The organism is Mesorhizobium kowhaii, from assembly GCF_042431665.1.
GTDB lineage: Bacteria > Pseudomonadota > Alphaproteobacteria > Rhizobiales > Rhizobiaceae > Mesorhizobium > Mesorhizobium kowhaii.
In genome coordinates this window covers 1-18,236 of the sequence record NZ_JBHLYT010000025.1, presented here as the reverse complement: position 1 = coordinate 18,236, position 18,236 = coordinate 1, and the positions used below count along the sequence as shown (strand labels likewise).

General features: G+C 65.5%; 14 protein-coding genes. 10 read left to right on the top strand and 4 right to left on the bottom strand.

Going from position 1 to position 18,236, the window contains the following annotated elements; translation table 11 throughout:
• Positions 1-191: 191 nt before the first annotated feature.
• On the bottom strand, positions 192-1,262 hold the full coding sequence (locus tag ACFFNA_RS15965) for an ABC transporter substrate-binding protein (protein WP_378919696.1): 1,071 nt from the start codon (positions 1,260-1,262) through the stop codon (positions 192-194).
• Between the two features lie 250 nt (positions 1,263-1,512).
• The gene (locus tag ACFFNA_RS15960) at positions 1,513-2,397 is read right to left on the bottom strand and encodes an AraC family transcriptional regulator (protein ID WP_111543409.1); all 885 of its coding nucleotides are present in this window, start codon (positions 2,395-2,397) and stop codon (positions 1,513-1,515) included.
• Positions 2,398-3,463: 1,066 nt separating this feature from the next.
• Here ACFFNA_RS15960 and ACFFNA_RS15955 point away from each other — a divergent pair.
• On the top strand, positions 3,464-4,795 hold the full coding sequence (locus ACFFNA_RS15955) for an APC family permease (RefSeq protein WP_378919693.1): 1,332 nt from the start codon (positions 3,464-3,466) through the stop codon (positions 4,793-4,795).
• Positions 4,796-4,952: 157 nt separating this feature from the next.
• Here ACFFNA_RS15955 and ACFFNA_RS15950 read toward each other — a convergent pair whose 3' ends face one another.
• Positions 4,953-5,735 carry a helix-turn-helix transcriptional regulator gene (locus ACFFNA_RS15950; protein WP_378919691.1) on the bottom strand — a complete coding sequence of 261 codons (783 nt, stop codon included), beginning with the start codon at positions 5,733-5,735 and terminating at the stop codon, positions 4,953-4,955.
• A gap of 139 nt (positions 5,736-5,874) precedes the next feature.
• On the opposite strand from ACFFNA_RS15950, the gene ACFFNA_RS15945 reads away from it, so the two are divergent.
• Entirely contained in the window at positions 5,875-7,311 is a 1,437-nt protein-coding gene (locus ACFFNA_RS15945) for an amidase (RefSeq protein WP_378919689.1), read from the top strand.
• Between the two features lie 28 nt (positions 7,312-7,339).
• Here ACFFNA_RS15945 and ACFFNA_RS15940 read toward each other — a convergent pair whose 3' ends face one another.
• Positions 7,340-8,524: a Gfo/Idh/MocA family protein gene (locus ACFFNA_RS15940; protein WP_378919687.1), complete on the bottom strand. Its 1,185-nt coding sequence runs from the start codon at positions 8,522-8,524 to the stop codon at positions 7,340-7,342.
• 126 nt (positions 8,525-8,650) lie between these two features.
• On the opposite strand from ACFFNA_RS15940, the gene ACFFNA_RS15935 reads away from it, so the two are divergent.
• From ACFFNA_RS15935 to ACFFNA_RS15900, 8 genes are all read left to right on the top strand, one after another.
• Positions 8,651-9,538 carry a MurR/RpiR family transcriptional regulator gene (locus ACFFNA_RS15935; RefSeq protein WP_378919685.1) on the top strand — a complete coding sequence of 296 codons (888 nt, stop codon included), beginning with the start codon at positions 8,651-8,653 and terminating at the stop codon, positions 9,536-9,538.
• A 78-nt stretch (positions 9,539-9,616) separates the two neighbouring features.
• Positions 9,617-10,399 carry an SDR family oxidoreductase gene (locus ACFFNA_RS15930; RefSeq protein WP_378919683.1) on the top strand — a complete coding sequence of 261 codons (783 nt, stop codon included), beginning with the start codon at positions 9,617-9,619 and terminating at the stop codon, positions 10,397-10,399.
• Positions 10,396-11,934, top strand: a complete 1,539-nt coding sequence (locus tag ACFFNA_RS15925) for a mannitol dehydrogenase family protein (protein ID WP_378919681.1) — start codon at positions 10,396-10,398, stop codon at positions 11,932-11,934. The genes ACFFNA_RS15930 and ACFFNA_RS15925 overlap by 4 nt, the downstream gene beginning before the upstream one ends.
• A gap of 38 nt (positions 11,935-11,972) precedes the next feature.
• Complete coding sequence (locus tag ACFFNA_RS15920) at positions 11,973-12,887, top strand: sugar phosphate isomerase/epimerase family protein (RefSeq protein WP_378919679.1); 915 nt, start codon at positions 11,973-11,975, stop codon at positions 12,885-12,887.
• 165 nt (positions 12,888-13,052) lie between these two features.
• The gene (locus tag ACFFNA_RS15915; RefSeq protein ID WP_111543400.1) at positions 13,053-14,087 is read left to right on the top strand and encodes an ABC transporter substrate-binding protein; all 1,035 of its coding nucleotides are present in this window, start codon (positions 13,053-13,055) and stop codon (positions 14,085-14,087) included.
• A gap of 216 nt (positions 14,088-14,303) precedes the next feature.
• Complete coding sequence (locus tag ACFFNA_RS15910) at positions 14,304-15,878, top strand: sugar ABC transporter ATP-binding protein (RefSeq protein WP_378919677.1); 1,575 nt, start codon at positions 14,304-14,306, stop codon at positions 15,876-15,878.
• Positions 15,875-16,849, top strand: coding sequence for an ABC transporter permease (locus ACFFNA_RS15905; RefSeq protein WP_378919675.1), 975 nt, complete (start codon positions 15,875-15,877; stop codon positions 16,847-16,849). Before ACFFNA_RS15910 ends, ACFFNA_RS15905 begins: the two co-directional genes overlap by 4 nt.
• 271 nt (positions 16,850-17,120) lie before the next feature.
• Complete coding sequence (locus ACFFNA_RS15900; RefSeq protein WP_378919673.1) at positions 17,121-18,101, top strand: ABC transporter permease; 981 nt, start codon at positions 17,121-17,123, stop codon at positions 18,099-18,101.
• Positions 18,102-18,236 lie beyond the last annotated feature (135 nt).

The following is an 18,236-nucleotide window of genomic DNA, read 5'->3' as shown; positions in this document are numbered from 1 at the left end:
GAACACCTTTCAAGAAAAACCGGTTCAAAAGCGGGGAGCGCTGCCTGGCTGCCGCCAGAGCCTGTTCCACCCCGATGCATTCGGGGTGGGGCTCTGGCTTATTGTTCGACCATGATCTTGTCCGAAAACCGGTTCCCGCTTTTCGGGATCATGGTCTGGCGGCCAGGCAGCGGAACGGGCAAAGGTCGCGGTCAGTTCCCGATGCCCAGCTTCTTGCAGCCTTCCGCGTAGCGATCGACGCAGAGTTCAGCCGCGGTGTTGATCTTCTTGTCGATGATCTCGGCCTTCAGGTTTTCCTGCGTCACCACCGCCGGCGTGAACAGCTGCGAGGGTGTATCATACAGCGTCATCTCGGCCTTCGGTGTCTCGCCCGAAAGCAGCTTGATGGCGACGTTGGCGGCGGCTGCCGCCACGATCTCGCTCGGCTTGGAGATGGTGTTGTACTGGTCGCCGGCGATGATCAGCTGCAAGGCGGCGATCGTCGCATCATTGCCGGTCACCGACGGCACCGGATCGACGCCGGCCGCCTTGAAGGCGGCGATGGCGCCACCACCGGTGCCATCATTGGCGGCGACGACGCCGAGGATTTTTGGGCCGAAGCGGGTGATCTGGCCGCCGGCCCATTGCTGCGCCTTCGGCGGCGCCCATTCCGGCGTGTCGTATTCGGCTAGGATCTGATAGCCGCTGTTGTCGAGGCCTTCATGGATGCCCTTCTTGATCAGGCCGGCCGCCGCGTCGGTCGGCGAGCCGTTGATCTGCAAAACGCCACCGGTGGCCGGATCGACCTTCAGCGCCTTCAAATGCTCGACCAGCGAGTCGGCGATCGCCTTGCCGATGCCTTCATTGTTGAACGAGACATAGAAGTCGGCCGGCGCGGTCGGGATCGGCCGGTCATAGGCGATGACCTTGATGCCCTGGCTCTGCGCCAGCTTGACCAGCGAGGCGGCGGCGGTCGAGTCGACGGGATCGAGCACGATCGCCTTGGCGCCCTGCGAGATCACCGAGTTGAACTGCTGCTGCTGGCGCGAGGCGTCGGCATCGGCGTTCTGGTAGAGCACCTTGCAGCCCGGGCACAGCTTCTTCATCTCGGCGGCGAAGCCAGGATAGTCGTGCTGTTCGTAGCGGGTCGAGGCCTGGTCGGGCATCAGGAAGGCGACGGTGGCGTCGGTGACCTCGGCGGCCCGTGTGATCGCGGCGGTGCCGGCCAGCAGCGACAGCGCAAGTGCGGCCATGCCGGCGGACTTAAATGAAAATTTGGTCATTCGGTCTTCTCCGTTTCTGGATATGGTTGTAAGAAGGTCGTTGACTGCTTTTATGTGAAGACACGCGTCCGCCCTCGCCCCAACTGCAGTTGGGAACCAGGGCCCGGCGCCGGCCTTTCAAGCCGCGCCGACATCCTCCGCTGACGAAGGATTTTCGAGACAAGCACTCTCCATCGCGGGCCGCGTCATGCGGGCCACGTTGTCAGGCGAAAAATTGTGGTTCCTCCCTTGGTCCTCCCTGGCTCCTCCGTTAAGCGGCTTTTCCCGCGTTGATGTTGTCGGCCAGCAGGCGCCTGAAACGCGAGGGCGGCATGCCCTTCTCCGCCAGGAACTGCCGGTTGAAATTGGACAGATTGTTGAAGCCGACCTCGTAGCAGATGTCGGTGATCGAGGCCTGCTCGTCGCTCATCAGGATCTGGCAGGCAAGGTTGATGCGCAGCCGCTTGACATATTGCACCAGCGACATGCCGGTGTGGCGGCGAAACGAGCGCGAGAAGGCGCCGGTCGACTGGCCGGCAATAGTCGCGAGATCCGCCTCGTCGAACAGCTGCGTCAGGTTCTCCCTGATATATGCCAACGCCTTGTTCATGCCGGCGGTCATGTAGCCCGACGGATCGGGTCGGTAGCTGGCGCTGGCCAGCAGTTGGAACTCCTGGGCGCGGCTGAGCAGGCCTGATATCATCATAAACAGCTCGATGCGGCGCACGCCTTGCGCCTGCATCATCTCTTCCATCAGCGGCGCCAACTCCTTGCTGGTGCGGCTGGAAAACAGCACGCCGCGCCGCGATGCCTCGAGCAGAGGCCCGAGCCCCGCCAGTTCCGGCAGCACATGCATGGCGTCGCCGATGAAGCTTTCCGAAAACTGGATGATGCGGCCGCGCAGCGGGATCGAGCTGTCCCTCGGGATATCGCTCACCCAATTGTGCGGCAGATTGGGTCCGGTCAGCACCAGATTGCCCGGCTCGAACTCGCCGATGAAGTCGCCGACGAAATAGCGGCCGTTGGTGAAGATCACCTGATGCAGTTCATATTCGGGATGGAAATGCCAACGCACCGTGTGGAAGGGGTAGCCATGCGACCACGCCTTGAACGATTCACCGCGTCGTATCTGGACAACTTCCAGGTCCGGTTCCATGTCCGTTTCCTCCCAGGCCGGCACGGATCGTTGCCGCGTTCGGCCCACATTCCCTAAACCGGCCGAATTGGTTTCGGCTCTGCATTTCGAGACCACGCTACCGGCTCATGACAGTAGGCGCCACCACGATTCAGGGCAACGGATGATACTTTTTTAACCGGGAGGGGATGCGGAGAGGCAATATTCGGGCAGGATGGGTCGGCGCTTCGGATTGGGCTGGCTGACGCGGATGCGTGGCGGTGGTGGTCACACGCCCAGTCTGCGTCCCCCGCATATCAGGTAGTAGCAATCTTCGTAGCGAGTGCGTTCAGGGCCGGATTCCGGCATCGTCCTGCTGCCGTCGTGATAGCTTTGAAGAAGGCGTGAGCATTGCGCCACTTTGACCACCCTGACATTCGGAAACAAGGTGCCGGCGGCTTCCGACCGCGCCAGGGAAACGGCCGTGAGGACGAGACATCCGAGCCCGAGACTGGCGGCAAGAAAAAGATATGCGTTGCGCATTGGCGTTACCGAATACGTTCGGGTGATGTTCCTGACAACGCAGAACCCGCGTCATGATTAACATGTGGATAGCGGCACCCTCATTTCATCGAGTGCTATCTGGCACTTGGCGAACGAGGCCTCATCACGTTGTCTCTCGCTGGATCACCGTCGGTTCCATGAGCACCATCCGGCGCGGCTGTGTGGGTCATCCAGGAAATCGATCAGCGCTCCGATCGCCAGGTAACCGGACTCGGAAATGCGCCGTTCGATCGTCGACAGGGGCGGTCATGTTCCGGCGGATCGAGCCCGCCCCGCCCTCGCCCCCGCATTCGAATCCACCGCCACTGCGGCTTCACTCCCTGGAGAAGTCGCCCAGGCGAAGCGGCCGGCATTGCGCGTCGGCTGGCCGGCCAAGGAGGATTTCGCATACCCCTTTGGGGTTATGGTCGCCGCGCGCCGGCTAAGTCATGTTTCCCTTCATCTTCAAGAAATGCGAACGGAAGCCTGCGCGGAACAGTTCGATCTCAAGCCCGCCTAGGTCTCCGGAAAAAGCATCGGACACAATCTTCCCGGAGGCGGAACAATGAAAGACACTGTCAAACTCGACCGCGCGCTCGGACTCTGGTCCGTCGTGCTCTTCGGCCTGGCCTACATGACGCCGATGATCGTCTTCGGCACCTTTGGCGCGCTGGCGGCGACCAGCCAGGGCACCACCGCGATGGCCTATCTCGTCGCGGCCGCGGCCATCCTTCTCACCGCCATCAGCTACGGCGTCATGGCGCGCGTCTATCCCGTCGCCGGCTCGGCCTATACCTATGCCCGCCGCTCGATCAACCCCAGCGTTGGCTTCCTCGTCGGTTGGGCGGTCCTGCTCGACTATTTCTTCCTGCCGATGGTGATCTGGCTGATCGGCGCTGCCTATCTCACCTCGGCCTTTCCCGCGGTTCCGGCCTGGCTGTGGATCGTCGGCTTCATCGCACTGACCACGCTGGTCAATGTCGTCGGCATCGCCTTCGCCAACCGCGTCAACTTCATCCTGATGGTGGTGCAGCTCGGCGTGCTCGTCGCCTTCCTGGTGCTGGCCGCCCGCTATGTGGTGGCGCTGAACGGCTCTGGCGGCCTGCTCTCGGTCACGCCCTTCTTCAAGACCGGCGTGCCCTTCTCGGCCTCGGTCGCGGGCGCGGCAATAGCCGCTTACTCGTTTCTCGGGTTCGATGCGGTCTCGACTCTGACCGAGGAGACCAGGGACGCGCGCCGCACCATGCCGAAGGCGATCCTGATCATCGCGCTCGCCGGAGGCCTGATCTTCATCGCCTCGGCCTATATCACCCAGCTCGCCCATCCGGGGGCGGATTTCGTCTCGGTCGATGCCGCCGCCACCGAAATCGCCAGGGCCATCGGCGGCGACCTGTTCGTCACCATCTTCCTGGCAACGCTGGTCGTCGCGCAATTCACTTCCGGCCTTGCCGCGCAGGCCAGCGTCGGCCGGCTGCTCTACGCCATGGGGCGCGACGCGGTGCTGCCGACCTCGTTCTTCGGCAACCTGCATCCGAAATGGCACACGCCGATCCTCAACCTGATGCTGGTCGGCGCCGTCGGCCTCGCGGCGCTGACCATGGACGTCACCACCTCGACCTCGTTCATCAATTTCGGCGCCTTCCTCGCTTTCACCGCCGTCAACGTCTCGGTGATCGCGCTCTATCTGAAGCGCGACCAGCAGGTCCGTCCTCTCGGCGTGCTGATCGGGCTGGTCATCCCGGCACTGGCCGCGGTCTGCGACCTCTTCCTGTTGTGGAACCTCGACGAGAACGCCAAGGTCCTCGGCCTCGTTTGGCTGGCGGTCGGCGTCGCCTATCTCGCCTACCTGACCAGCTTCTTCCAGGTCGCGCCGCCGGAAATGGACTTCGCCCAGTGACGCGGACTTAGTCCGAGGTGTGTTGAGATGCAGGTCAGGCCGAGTCGAAGACGACGGATTCCGAGACCCGGAGCGGAGCGTACTTTTGGGTAACGTGAGCACCGGAAGCGCCGGTATCAGCCGTTTGCCGGCCGGCATCACCTGAATATCAACACACCTAGGCCAGGAACAGCCGGAACAGCTCTGCCTGGCTGGATATTGCGAGTTTGGAATAGATCTGCCGGCGATGGACCTTGACCGTGTTGGGCGACAGCGAAAGGACCGCGGCGAGCGAGAGGTTGGAATGTCCCTTGAGTACCAATGTGACGATTTCAAGCTCGCGGCGGGTCAGCAACGGATGCTCGATCCGCGCCGCGGTGCCCGCGTTCTTGAGGTCGAGCGAGAGGCTGGGGACTTGAAACCAGTGTCGCGCCGCAAGCGCGCAGACGACTGGCGCGGCGGATCTGAGCCACGCCAGCTCGTCCCCGGCAAACAGTGGCGCCGCACCGGTTCGCGACAGCGACAAGACGCCGGCAAAGCCGCTTTCCAGCTTCAGCACGAAACCGATCTCATCGACGATCTCGGTCGTGGCGTAGTGCTGCCGATGATATTCGCTCTGCAGAAAATCGTCCGGCGCCAGTTCCCGCATCACGATCATGCGCTCGGTGCCATCGCTGCGAACCGCATCGTAGAACGGGTCGAGCACAAAGGCACCAGCGAGGTAGCGGTCGACGATGATCGAGCGCGCGGGCACGATCTTCTCATTGTAGAGGTCGAAGGCGCGACCGCCCGGCGAATAGAGAAAGCCGTTCATCATCTGGAAGGGCGCAAGCAGGCGCAGCGCCGCCGCCAGCGCATCGGGAAATCCGCGCGAGCCGATCGCATTCGCCGCTGCGCCGAGGCTGGCATTCCAGGCATCGAAGGACGCATGCGAGCCGGCTTGTCTGGCTGCGGACTTCATCGAAACGGTAGACCTCTTGCTTGCGGCGTTGGCGAGATTGTGCAGGTGCGCCGGCGCAGCACAAGCACCTATTGCATGTCACAGGTCCTTGCCGGAGGCGAAGCCGCGCGGCATCAAAACACTTCCGGAGACCCGAGCCATGACCCATCCGCTGGACCTGACCGCCAAGACGATCGCTGACGGCATCCGCTCGGGTGCCTTCAGCGCCGAGACGGTCGTGGGCGAGTCCATCCGCCGCGCCAAAGCGGTCAGCCAGACGCTCAATCCCTTCGCCGTCATCCGCGAGGAACAAGCGCTGGAAGCGGCGCGCCAGGCGGACAGCGCCGCGGCGCGCGGCGAGCCGACCGGACCGCTGCATGGCGTGCCGTTCGCGGCCAAGGATCTTACGCCGACCGCCGGCGACCTGACGACGCTCGGTTCCTGGACGCGTGGAAACTGGGTGCCGACGCAGACGGCGCTCTGCATCCGCCGCCTGGAGGCCGCCGGCGCCATCCTGATGGGCAAGACGACGACGCCGGAGTTCGCCTTTTCCAGCTTCACCAACAGCCCGCGTTGGGGCGTGACCCGCAACCCATGGAATCCCGAGCGCACCAGCGGCGGCTCTTCCGGGGGAGCGGGGGTCGCCGTGGCAACCGGCGTCGTGCCGTTTGCCGAAGGCACCGACATGGGCGGCTCGGTGCGCATTCCGGCCGCCTTCTGCGGTGTCGTCGGATTGAAGCCCAGCCTCGGCCGCATCCCGATGACGATCCTGCCCAGCGTCTTCGACAACATCTCGCATTTCGGGCCGCTGGCGCACAGCGTTGCAGACGCCGTCGCCTTCATGGAGACGGCGGCGGGCGGCAGTGACGAGGACATCGCCTCGCTGCCGATCGGATTCGACGGCGCGGCGGCGCGGCGAGAAGGGCTCGAAGGCAAGCGCTTCGCGCTGTCGATCGACCTCGGCTATTACGCCATCCAGCCGCAGGTTGAAGCGGTCATCCGCCAGGCGGTCGCCGAGATGCGCAGGGCGGGCACCGTCGTCGACGAAGTGCCGATGGACTGGACGCGCGCCGTCAACGACGAATGGTTCGACCTCTGGTGTGTCTTCATGTCGGCCTTCTTTGGTGGCGAACTCACTGACCATCGCCACCATATGGACCCGTCGGTCGTATCGATGATCGAACGCGGGCTGGCGATGAATGCGACCGCCTACAAGCGGGTCGAGCTGTTGCGCACCTCGATGTGGCGCGACATGGCTCGGCTTTACGAACGCTACGATGCCCTGCTGTGCCCGACCTGCGCCATCACCGCGCCTGCTGTGACCGAGACCGATGACGACCATGCCGCGACACTGCCCGATGGCCGCTTCAAGGGGCTCGACCTGACCTGCCCCTTCAACATGCTTCCGCAATTGCCGGCGCTGTCGCTGCCCGCCGGATTTGCCGCTGACGGGCTGCCGGTCGGCCTGCAGATCGTCGGGCGGCGCTTTGCCGATGAGCAGGTGCTGTCCATGGCGGCGGCGGTGGAAGCACGGCTGGCCGCCGCCGGCCTCAATGCGCCACCGATGGAGGCAGCGGGCCGGTCGCTGGAACGTTGAAGGAGCGATGAGGCGTCATCGTCTATCCTCACCCAAATCGCGCCGGCGTCCACGCTCCATCAGCCACGTTCGACTCCACCGCCGCCGCGACGAACTTCACGCCGCGGGCGCCGTCGACGACATCGGGCACCTGCGCGGCGCGCGCCGGATCGACGGCGCCACCCGAACGATGGGCGCGGATGATGTCGGCGGCGTCGCGGTAGAAATTGGCAAAGGCCTCGATATAGCCTTCGGGATGCGCCGCCGGCATGCGCGATACGCGCCGGCTCTCTTGCGTCGAGCCATGGCCGCCGCGCACCAGCGTGCGGGTTTCCTCGCCGTAGATGGAAAAGCGCAGTTCCTCCGGCCGCGCGCCCGACCATTCGAGCCCGGCTCTGTCGCCATAGATGCGCACCGACAGATCATTGTAGTGGCCGGGCGATGTCTGGCTGGCCAGGATCGTGCCGCGCGCCTCGCCTGTCCAGCGCACCAGCACATGCGCGTTGTCGTCGAGCCGCCGCCCCGGCACCGCGGTGAACAGGTCGGCCGAGACCGCCTCGGCCTCGCAGCCCGAGATGTAGCTCGCCAGGTTGAAGGCATGGACGCCGATATCGGCCAGCACCGCCGACTGGCCGGCACGCGCCGGATCGGTGCGCCACTCCGCCTGCTTCTGGCCCTCGGCGTCGATCGGTTTGGTCAGCCAGTCCTGGATATAGGCGCCATGCACGGAAACGATGCGCCCGAGTTCGCCCGCCGCCACCATCTCGCGCGCCTGGCGGACCATGGCGTAGCCGGTGTTGTTGAGGGTGACGACGAAGCGGCGCCTTTTCGCCCGCGCTAGCGCCACCAAGGCTTCGGCGTCGGCGAGCGTCGTCGACAGCGGCTTGTCGCAGATGACGTCGATGCCGGCCTCGGGGAAGGCTGTGGCGATCGGCGCGTGCAAATGGTTGGGGGTGACGATGACGACGGCTTCGATGCCGTCCGGCCGCGAGGCTTCGGCCTGCGCCATGGCGCGATAATCGGTATAGCTGCGCTCCGGGGCTATGCCAATCTCGGCGGCCGATGCGGCGGCATTCTCCGGGTCGGAGGACAGCGCGCCGGCCACCAGCGCGATCTGGTCGTCGAGGCGCATGGCCAGCCGATGCACGGCGCCGATGAACGCGTTGCGGCCACCGCCAACCATGCCGACCCGCAAACGTTGGCGTGTCGATCCGTCCGATGTTGCATAGACCATGATTTTTCAAACTCCTCCCGACAGGCGACTTCCGACAGCGTGCAAGCCTATGACGCCGCTAGCGCTTTCGAACACGATTTCCAATTTCCATATTGTAAAACGATCGTGCCGCGCTAGCCTGAAATCATGAGCGGGGCGCGCAAAACATCCGGACGGTCCGTTGCCGACGAGGCGGCGACGCGCAAGCGCGGGCGCTCTCTGGCGGCACTCGGCTACATCCAGCCGCAGACCTATGAGGAACTGCGCGCGGTGCTGTCGTCCGGCACGGTGCATTTCCCCAAGCGGCTGCGCCAGGTCGCCATCTTCCTGTGGCAGCATCCAAGCGATGTGGCGCTCGGCACCATTGCGCAGGTGGCGGCACAGGCCGGCGTGCAGCCCTCGACGCTGGTGCGCTTCGCCCAGATCTTCGGCTATGCTGGCTTTTCCGATTTCCAGGGCCTGTTCAAGGATCACGTCAAGGGGTCGTGGCCGGAAGGGCGCGGCGAGCAGCGGACCGAGGCCGAGCCCAATCTGCATTTCCTGCACGGCATGGTCGGCGCCTCGCAAGCCTCGCTTGGCCGCATCGAGAGCGGCTTCGACGTCGAGAGTTTCGAGAAGATGGTGGCGCTGCTGGCAGCCGCCGACCTGATCTATGTCATCGGCTCCAAGCGCTCCTTCCCCGTCACCACCTATCTGTCGCTGACCCTGTCGCAGCAGGGCGTGCGCAACGTGCTGGTCGACAATGTCGGCTCCACCGCGCTCGACCAGGTCGGCTGCATCGGCAGGCAGGACGCCGTGCTGGCGGTGTCCTTCAGCCCCTACAATTCAATCACGCCCGATCTCGTCGCGGTGGCGCATGAGCGCAACGCCCGCATCGTCACCATCACCGACAGCACCTTCAGCCCGCTGATCCGGCTGTCGGACGCCTGGCTCGAGGTGGTGGAGTCGGACTTCGCCGGCTTCCGCTCGCTGGCCGCGTCGCTGGCCGTCGGCATGGCGCTGGTCCAAGGCGTCGCCGCGCGCCGCGGCACATGAGACGCCGCTGGCACAATTGACTATCGGGAATTTGCGTTCCATATTTCGAAAAATAGAAACTTTGTTCCGGGAGGAGGAATGGAGCTTCAGCTCAACGGCAAGGTGGTGCTGGTCACCGGTGCGACGCAAGGCATCGGCCGCGCTATCGCCGAGACACTCGCGCGTGCCGGCGCCGGGGGCATTCTCGTCACCGGCCGCGAGAAGGCACGCGGCGACGCGGTGGCGGCGGAGCTTTCGCAGCTCGGCACACCGACCGTCTTCGTCGCCGCTGACCTCGCCGACCCGGCAGCCCCTGCCCTGCTGGCGCAAGCCTGCATCGAGCGCTTCGGCCGCATCGACGGCCTCGTCAACGCCGCCGGCCTGACCGACCGCGCGTCCTTCCTCGATGCCGGCCTCGACGACTGGGCGTCGCTGTTCGCCGTCAATGCGCGCGCACCGTTCTTCCTGATGCAGGCGGCGATTGCCGACATGAAGAAGCGCGGCCAGGGCGGCGCCATCGTCAACATCCTGTCGATCAACGCCCATTGCGGCTCACCGGAACTCGCCGTCTACTCGGCCACCAAGGGCGCGCTGGCGACGCTGACCAAAAATGCCGCCAACGCCCACCGCTTCGACCGCATCCGCGTTAATGGCATCAATGTCGGCTGGACCGACACGCCGGCCGAGCGCGTCATGCAGGCCGAGACGCTGGGCAACGGTCCAGGCTGGCTCGATGCTGCCAACGCGTCGCAGCCTTTCGGCCGCCTGTTCTCGACGAACGACGTGGCGAACCTCGCGGTCTTCCTGCTTTCCGACGCGGCGGGACCGATGACCGGCACGCTGGTCGACCAGGAACAGTGGGTGATCGGGGCGAACCGGTGAGCGCTGCCGCCTCCCCCGAAACACTTGGGCCGGCGCTGCTCGACCGTTTGCCTGCGACCGTCCAGAAACCGGCCTATAACCGCGCGACGCTCGCGCCCGGCATGGCGCATCTCGGCGTCGGCGCCTTCCACCGCTGCCATCAGGCCGAATACACCGACGATCTGTTGTCACTTCAGTTCGACCGCTGGGGCGTGGTCGGCATCAACATCCGACCGCCCGGCCTCACCGAAACGCTCGGCCGGCAAGGCGGCCTCTACACGCGGCTGATCCGCGAAAACAGCCGCATAGAGGCGCGCGTCATCGGCAGCATCACAGAGGTGGTCGACAGCCAGGCCAGTGCCGCGCCGGCGCTCGAGGTACTGTCCTCCCCAGACATCGACCTGGTGACGATGACGGTGACCGAGAAAGGCTATTGCCACATCCCATCGAGCGGCGAACTCGATCTCGGCCATCCCGACATCGTCCATGACCTCGCCAACCCCCGGACGCTGCGCAGCGTGCCCGGCATTCTGGCGCGGGCGCTGGAGCTGCGCAGGGCGACGCATGGCCGGCCGCTGACGCTGCTCTCCTGCGACAACATCCCGACCAATGGCATTATCCTCGCCAATGTCGTGCAGGCTTTCGCCGAACGGCGCGGCAATGGCCTTGCCGACTGGATATCAGCCAACGCCGCCTTCCCTTCGGCCATGGTCGACCGCATCGCGCCGGCAGTCACGCAAGCCGATCTCGACGACGTCGAGCAGCGCTTCGGCTATCGCGATGCCGCCGTCGCCGTCAGCGAGCCGTTCCGGCAATGGGTGATCGAAAAGAAGTTCGCCGGCCGCGTGCCGAGCTGGGATCTCGTCGGCGCCAGTTTCGTCGACGATGTCACGCCGTTCGAACATCTCAAGATGCGGGTGCTCAACGGCGCGCAGACGACGCTCGCCACGCTCGGCGTGCTGGCCGGCCTCGAACATACATTCGATGCCATCGCCGATCCGCTGCTGTTGGCCTTCGTGCGGCGCATGCTTGTCGAAGAGACGCTGCCGACGCTGATGCCGGTTCCGGGCATGGAGCCATTGGCCTATGCGGCGCAGAGCCTCGCCCGGCTGCGCAACACCGCGATCCGCCACCGCAACCACCAGATCGCCACCGACGGTTCGCAAAAAATCGTCCAGCGCCTGCTCAATCCGATCCGCGACCGCCTGAGACACGACCAGAGCATCGCGCTGCTGGCGGTGCCGGTCGCCGGCTGGATGGCCTATCTGATCCAAGCTTCGGAGCGGTTCGGCAAACGCTGGCCGGTGTCCGACCCCTATGCCGGCAAGGTCGCTGCGATTGCCGACGCGACCGGCCGCGATGCACAGGCGCTGGCCGCCAGCATTCTTGCCATCGACACCATTTTCGCCCCCGGCCTTGCCGCGAACGATGTGTTCCGCAGGGCCGTCACATCAGCGCTCGACGGCTTGCTTTCGGACGATCCGATGGCAACCGTCAGGCGCAATCTGAAACAAGCCGACACCACACGGTTGAAGCGGCCGGCACGATCTGCATAGTACAAGTCGGTCGTGAATTCACGACCAGGGGAGGAACGATGAAACTTGGACTGCTCACCGCACCCTTCGCGGAGACGCCGCTTGGCGAGGTCGCCGGCTGGGCAAGTTCGGCCGGCTTCGAGGCGCTGGAAATCGCGTGCTGGCCGAAATCCTCGGGCGCCAGCCGCCGCTATGCCGGCACCAGCCATATCGACGCCGCTTCGACTTCCGCCGCGCAGGCCAAGGAGATCGTCGCTTCGCTGGCGGACAAGAACCTTTCCATCTCCGGCCTCGGCTACTACCCCAACCCGCTGCACCCGGATGCGGCCCACCGCGAGGCGGTCATCGGCCATCTGAAGAAGGTGATCGTGCTGGCCGCCAATATGGGCGTGCCTGTCGTCAACACCTTCTGCGGCGGCGATGCTTCCAAGACCGTCGACGTCAACTGGCAGGATGCGCTCACGGTCTGGCCCGAAATCGTCGCCCATGCGCGCGACCACGGCGTCAAGCTCGCCTTCGAGAACTGCCCGATGATCTTCAGCTATGACGAATGGCCGGGCGGGCACAACATCGCCTATTCGCCGCTGGTCTGGCGCCGCATCCTCGAAGCCTGGGGCGGCGAAGTCGGCATGAATTTCGACCCGTCGCACCTGGTCTGGCAGATGATCGACCAGGCCCGCTTCATCCGGGAATTCGGCCCCTACATGCTTCATGCCCACGCCAAGGACCTGATGATTGATCATGATGGACTTTATGAGCGCGGAATCCTTTCGGCTGGCATAGGCTGGCAGGTGCCGCGCATGCCGGGGCTCGGCGATGTCGACTGGAGCGGCTTCTTCTCCGGCCTCTACCGGGCCGGCTATGACGGGCCCATCATCATCGAACACGAGGACCGGCGATTTGAAGGCAGCGACGATCAGGTGAAGCGGGGATTCCTGCTCGCCCGCGACGTGCTGCGTCCCTTCGTCAAATGACGGTGCAAAATGCATGTCGCCCAAAGGGTGGAGCGGTTCCGGGACAGTGACATGCAGAGAACAACGACTTAAGGCGCGCCGCCTGAATCTCTCTGAATCTCTTTCTACGCGACGCGGTTTAACGACTTGGAACTGAACTGAAAAACAATGTGGAGGAAGTCTGACATGAAGAAATACCTGACCATGGTCCCGCTGCTTGCCGGCGCGGCCTTGCTGGCCTCGGTGGGCGCCTCGTCCGCCGCGGGCAAATACACGATCGGCATCTCCAACACCGTGCAGGGCAATGGCTGGCGCGAGGAGATGGTCTGCGCCATGAAGGCGCAGGCGCTGGCCTCCGGCGAGGTCGCCAAGCTCAACATCGCCCACCGCAACACCGATGCTGCCGGCCAGCTGGAAGACATCCGCAACCTGATCAGCGCCAAGGTCGACGCCATCGTCGTCAACCCGGCCGATCCGGCCGGCATCAAGGCGGGCCTCGAGGAAGCCACCAAGGCCGGCATCGTCGTCGTCGCCGTCGACCAGGCGGTCACCGAACCGTCCGCCTACATCATCTCCAACAACCAGGAACAGTACGCCTATCTCGGCGCCAAATGGCTGTTCGGCCAGATGGGCGGCAAGGGCGAGGTGTTCTACATGCGTGGTGCGGCCGGCGCGTCCGCCGACAGCGACCGCGACAAGGGCTTCAAGAAGGCGTTGGCCGAATTCCCCGACGTGAAGGTCGCGCAGGAAGTCTTCACCGGCTGGCAGCAGGACCAGGCCAAGCAGCAGATGCTGTCCTTCCTCGCCACCGGCACGCCGATCAACGGCATCTGGACCTCCGGCATCGACAACGTCATCGTCGACGCGCTGGTCGAGTCGCAGGCGCCGCTGGTGCCGATCGTCGGCGCCGACAATGCCGGCTTCGTCGGCCAGCTGAGCTCGGTCAAGGGACTCGTCGGCGCCGCGGTGACCAACCCCGGTTCGATCGGCGGTGCGGGCGTGACGCTCGCGCTACAGATCCTCGACGGCAAGAAGCCGGCACAGCAGACCGTGCTGGTCGAGCCGCAGCTGTGGGAAAACGCCACCGACGAAGGCAAGGCCAAGCTGAAGGCCGCCGCCGACCCGTCGCTGAGCCCGGAATGGCCGGTGTCGATCTCGATCCCGGACTGGACCACCTACACCAAGGACCAGATCGTCGCCTGCAAGGGCCCGGGCGAGTAAGTCTGGGGTTTCGCTGCTGACCATCGGTCGGCGCTGCCCCTCACTGTCCTGCCGGACATCTCTCCCCGTGAACGGGGAGAGAGCAGCTGGCCGCAACGCCGGCGACGAGCGCCCCTCTCCCCGTCTCTATACGGGGAGAGGATGCCGGCCGGCAGGCAGGTGAGGGGCGGCGTCAACGCGAAATGATTTGAGCCACATGATCGAGAACCACACAATTTGACCACCAGCCCCCTCCTCGACGCCACGGGCGTTGCCAAGAACTACGGCGCCGTTGCCGCGCTGCGCAACGCGTCGCTGTCGGTGCTGCCGGGCGAGGTGCACGCGCTGATGGGCGCCAATGGCGCCGGCAAGTCGACGCTGGTGAAGATCCTGACCGGCGCTATTTCTGCCAACGCCGGCCGCATCCTGATCCGTGGCGAGGCGCGTGACATCCGTTCGCCCGCCGCCGCGCGCCGCGCCGGTCTGTTGCCCGTCTACCAGGAGCCGTCGCTGATCCCCGATCTCGACGTGCTGTCCAATTTGCGGCTGACCGGCACGCCGGTCGAGCCGTTCCGCGCCTGGGTGCGTGAACTCGGCATTCCCGACCTCGATATCCGCGAGACAGCACGCGACATTCCGCTGGCCGTGCTGCGCGTGCTCGACCTGGCGCGTGCGCTCGCCGTCGAACCCGACGTGCTGCTGCTTGACGAAATGACGGCGGCCCTGCCCGCCAACCTCGCCGAAAAGGTGCTGGAAGTGGTGCGCCGCCAGGGCGACAGTGGCCGTGCGGTGATCTTCATTTCGCACCGCTTCGTCGAGATCTCGGCGCTCTGCGACCGCGCCACCGTGCTGCGCGACGGCGAGACCGTCGGCGTCGTCGACATCGTGCCCGGCGTCGAGGAAAAGATCGTCGAGCTGATGCTCGGCACCCGCATCGTCAAGACCCATGTCGCCGCCCGCAGCGCTGCCCAAAAGGCTGCGCCCGCCCCTGCCCGCCCGCGGCTTGCCGTACGCAATTTGCGCGTCGGCACCAAGCTCAACGACGTCTCCTTCGATCTCGCCGATGGCGAGGTCGCCGGTGTCGTCGCGCTCGAGGGCCAGGGCCAGGACGAGCTGTTCGCCGCGCTTGCCGGCTCGATCCGGCCCTCTGGCGGCGCAATAGGGGTCGACGGCCAGCCGGTGAAATTCTCGCACCCGATCGACGCCATCCGCGCCGGCCTCGCCTATGTGCCGGGCGACCGTGCCGAGGCGCTGGCCATGCAGCGCTCGGTGCGCGAGAACATCGCGCTGCCCTTCAGCGCCGCCTTGCGCAACTGGGGGCCGATTGCCATGCGCCAGGAGCGCGCCAAAGTGGTCAGCGCCATCGAGCGGCTGCAGATCGACACCCGCGCGCAAGGGGAAGTGCAGCGCCTGTCCGGCGGCAACCAGCAGAAGGTGACCATCGCCCGCTGGATCGCCGCCGACACGCAGACCCTGCTGTGCTTCGACCCGACGCGCGGCATCGATGTCGGCACCAAGCAGGAGATCTACAAATTGCTGCGCGAGGTCGCCGGCCACGGCAAGTCGGTGCTGTTCTACACCTCCGAACTGGAAGAAGTGCAGCGTGTCTGCGACCGCGTCATCGTCATCTTCGGCGGCCGCGTCGTCGATATCTTCCCGGTCGAGGAGGCCGACGAGCCGGCGCTGATGCGCGCCGCCTACGGCCTGCCGCGCGGCGCCAAGGCCGATATCGGCATCCTTGCCGATCCCCACTCTTCGTCCCCGGAAACCGCGAGTCCCTCGGATTCGACTTCGCCGGGGGCGACGCCATGAGCTATTTCCTGCGCCGCCAGGGCTGGGTTGCCGGCCTGTTCGTCCTCTTCGTCATGCTGTTCATCGTCACCAGGCTGATCCAGCCGGCCTATGGCAGCGGCGATTTCGGCTCGCTGGTGCGCGCCGTGCTGCCTTATGCCTTTGCGGTGGCCGCGCAGACCGTGGTCGTCATCGCCGGCGGCATCGACCTGTCGGTCGCCGCCATGATGGCGCTTACCAGCGTCACCGCGGCCTCAATGATGAACGGCGCCTCCGAAGAATACGCGCTGTTCGTAGTGCCCTTCGTGCTGGCAATGGGCTTCGTGCTCGGCGCCGTCAACGGAATGCTGATCGTCGTCACCCGCGTGCCCGACATCGTCGTCACGCTGGCCACACTGTTCGTGCTGCAGGGCGCGGCCCTCTTGGTGCTCGACGCGCCGGGCGGAGCCGCGGCCGAATGGCTGAAGGCGCTGATCTCAGGCATCGTGCCGATACCGGGCCTCTCCGACGGCATCGACGCCTGGCTGCCGAAGGCGCTGCTGCTACTCATCATCTGCCTCTGCATCATCTGGATCCCGCTCAGGCGCTCGCGCCTCGGCCTCTCCATCTACGCCATCGGCTCAAGCGAGCTGGCGGCGTTCCGCAGCGGCGTGCCCGTCGCGCGCACTCGCATCATCGCCTATGCGCTGTCGGGCCTGTTCGCCGCTTTTGGCGGGCTGGCGCTGACCATGAGCACCGGCATCGGCGCCCCCATCCCCGGCCCCTATCTGCTCGCCAGCGTCGCGGCGGTGGTGCTGGGCGGCGTGGCACTCGGCGGCGGCAAGGGCGGCCTGCTCGGCCCGATCGTCGCCGTCTTCGTGCTGCGGCTGGTGCGCACCGACCTGACGCTGCTCGCCATCGACCCCAACGTCACCGCCATCATCGAAGGCGCCATCATGGTCGCCGTGGTGATGTTCGGCGCCTTCATCACCATGCGGAGCCGGCAGTCATGAGTGGCGGCGTGACGCTGGCGCATCGGTGTGAGGTTGGCGATCCTTCGCGCCCCCCTCTGTCCTGCCGGACATCTCCCCCACTTGGGGGGAGATCGGACGGCGCGACGGCTTTCGCCAATCGTCGGCGTTGCAAGAATGAGCGAGGCGCCAAAGCCGCCAATCTCCCCACCCGTGGGGGAGATGTCCGGCAGGACAGAGGGGGGCGCCGTGGAGCACCATCCTTCACAGTCAACCCGACCAACACCACACCACCCCAGTCGCGAGCCCCCTCATGAGCACAACCGCGATCCAACCCGTCCCCTTCGGCCGCCGCGTAAAACGCTTCATGGCCGACCGGCCGCTGATCCCGCTGATCATCCTGCTGGTCATCCTGGTGGTGATCCTGCAGATCCTGCGCCCCGGCATCGTCAACGAGCGCTGGATCGCCAACACGATAAAGTTCGCCATACCGCTGGCGATCCTCGCCGGCTGCCAGACCATGACCATGCTGACCGGCGGCATCGACCTCTCGGTCGGCACGGTGGCGACGATGAGCGCCTTCATCATGGCGACGCAGGTCGTCAACCAGGATCCGGCGGTGGCCTTCCTGCTGGCGATGATGCCGGCGGTGCTGATCGGCCTCGTCAACGGCATCGGCGTCGGCGTCTTCCGCGTCCACCCGCTGATCATGACGCTCGGCACCAGCCTGATCGGCACCGGCTGCCTGCAGGTCTACCAGCGCACGGTGATAGCGTCGGGCGCAAAAATCCCCGACTTCCTCGCCTGGCTCGGCACCGGCCTGACATATGGCGTGCCCAACGCGCTGCTGCTGTTCGTGCCGCTGGCCGCGCTGATCGTCTTCACGCTTGCCCGCACCGGCTTCGGCCGCCTGCTCTACGCCGTCGGCGACAATGAGCGCGCAACGCGCCTGTCGGGCGTGCAATACTGGCAGGTCATCACGGCGCTCTACGTCATCTCCAGCGTGCTCGCCAGCATCACCGGCCTGCTCTATATCGGCCTGATCAAGGCCCCGTCGCTGTCGCTCGCCGAACCGCTGGTGCTCCCCTCGGTGGCGGCAGCCGTGATCGGCGGCACCTCGATCTTCGGCGGCCGCGGCGGCTACACCGGCACCATCATCGGCGCCCTGATCCTGACGGTGCTGACGACCCTGCTGACCATCCTGCAGATGCCGGAGGGGGCAAGGCGGATCTTGTTTGGGCTGATCGTGCTGTTCGTCACGGCGGCTTATTTGCGGATTGTGGAGGAAAGGTAGGGGGTGCGGAACCGAATGTCCGCTTCGCGCAGCATGCACGAACCCGCTCCGCGGGAGGAGCGCCTCGGCCTGAGATGGCGCGACAGGCATTTGACTTGAGCGGGTAGAGGCGTCGATCTGACCATGGAGTTCCCT

Bases quoted from the DNA above. Each gene is read 5' to 3' on its own strand.
- ACFFNA_RS15945 (WP_378919689.1), top strand. From the start codon at position 5,875: ATGACCCATCCGCTGGACCTGACCGCCAAGACGATCGCTGACGGCATC.
- ACFFNA_RS15905 (WP_378919675.1), top strand. From the start codon at position 15,875: ATGAGCTATTTCCTGCGCCGCCAGGGCTGGGTTGCCGGCCTGTTCGTC.
- ACFFNA_RS15965 (WP_378919696.1), bottom strand. From the start codon at position 1,262: ATGACCAAATTTTCATTTAAGTCCGCCGGCATGGCCGCACTTGCGCTG.
- ACFFNA_RS15930 (WP_378919683.1), top strand. From the start codon at position 9,617: ATGGAGCTTCAGCTCAACGGCAAGGTGGTGCTGGTCACCGGTGCGACG.
- ACFFNA_RS15915 (WP_111543400.1), top strand. From the start codon at position 13,053: ATGAAGAAATACCTGACCATGGTCCCGCTGCTTGCCGGCGCGGCCTTG.
- ACFFNA_RS15920 (WP_378919679.1), top strand. From the start codon at position 11,973: ATGAAACTTGGACTGCTCACCGCACCCTTCGCGGAGACGCCGCTTGGC.
- ACFFNA_RS15940 (WP_378919687.1), bottom strand. From the start codon at position 8,524: ATGGTCTATGCAACATCGGACGGATCGACACGCCAACGTTTGCGGGTC.
- ACFFNA_RS15955 (WP_378919693.1), top strand. From the start codon at position 3,464: ATGAAAGACACTGTCAAACTCGACCGCGCGCTCGGACTCTGGTCCGTC.
- ACFFNA_RS15935 (WP_378919685.1), top strand. From the start codon at position 8,651: ATGAGCGGGGCGCGCAAAACATCCGGACGGTCCGTTGCCGACGAGGCG.
- ACFFNA_RS15900 (WP_378919673.1), top strand. From the start codon at position 17,121: ATGAGCACAACCGCGATCCAACCCGTCCCCTTCGGCCGCCGCGTAAAA.
- ACFFNA_RS15950 (WP_378919691.1), bottom strand. From the start codon at position 5,735: ATGAAGTCCGCAGCCAGACAAGCCGGCTCGCATGCGTCCTTCGATGCC.
- ACFFNA_RS15960 (WP_111543409.1), bottom strand. From the start codon at position 2,397: ATGGAACCGGACCTGGAAGTTGTCCAGATACGACGCGGTGAATCGTTC.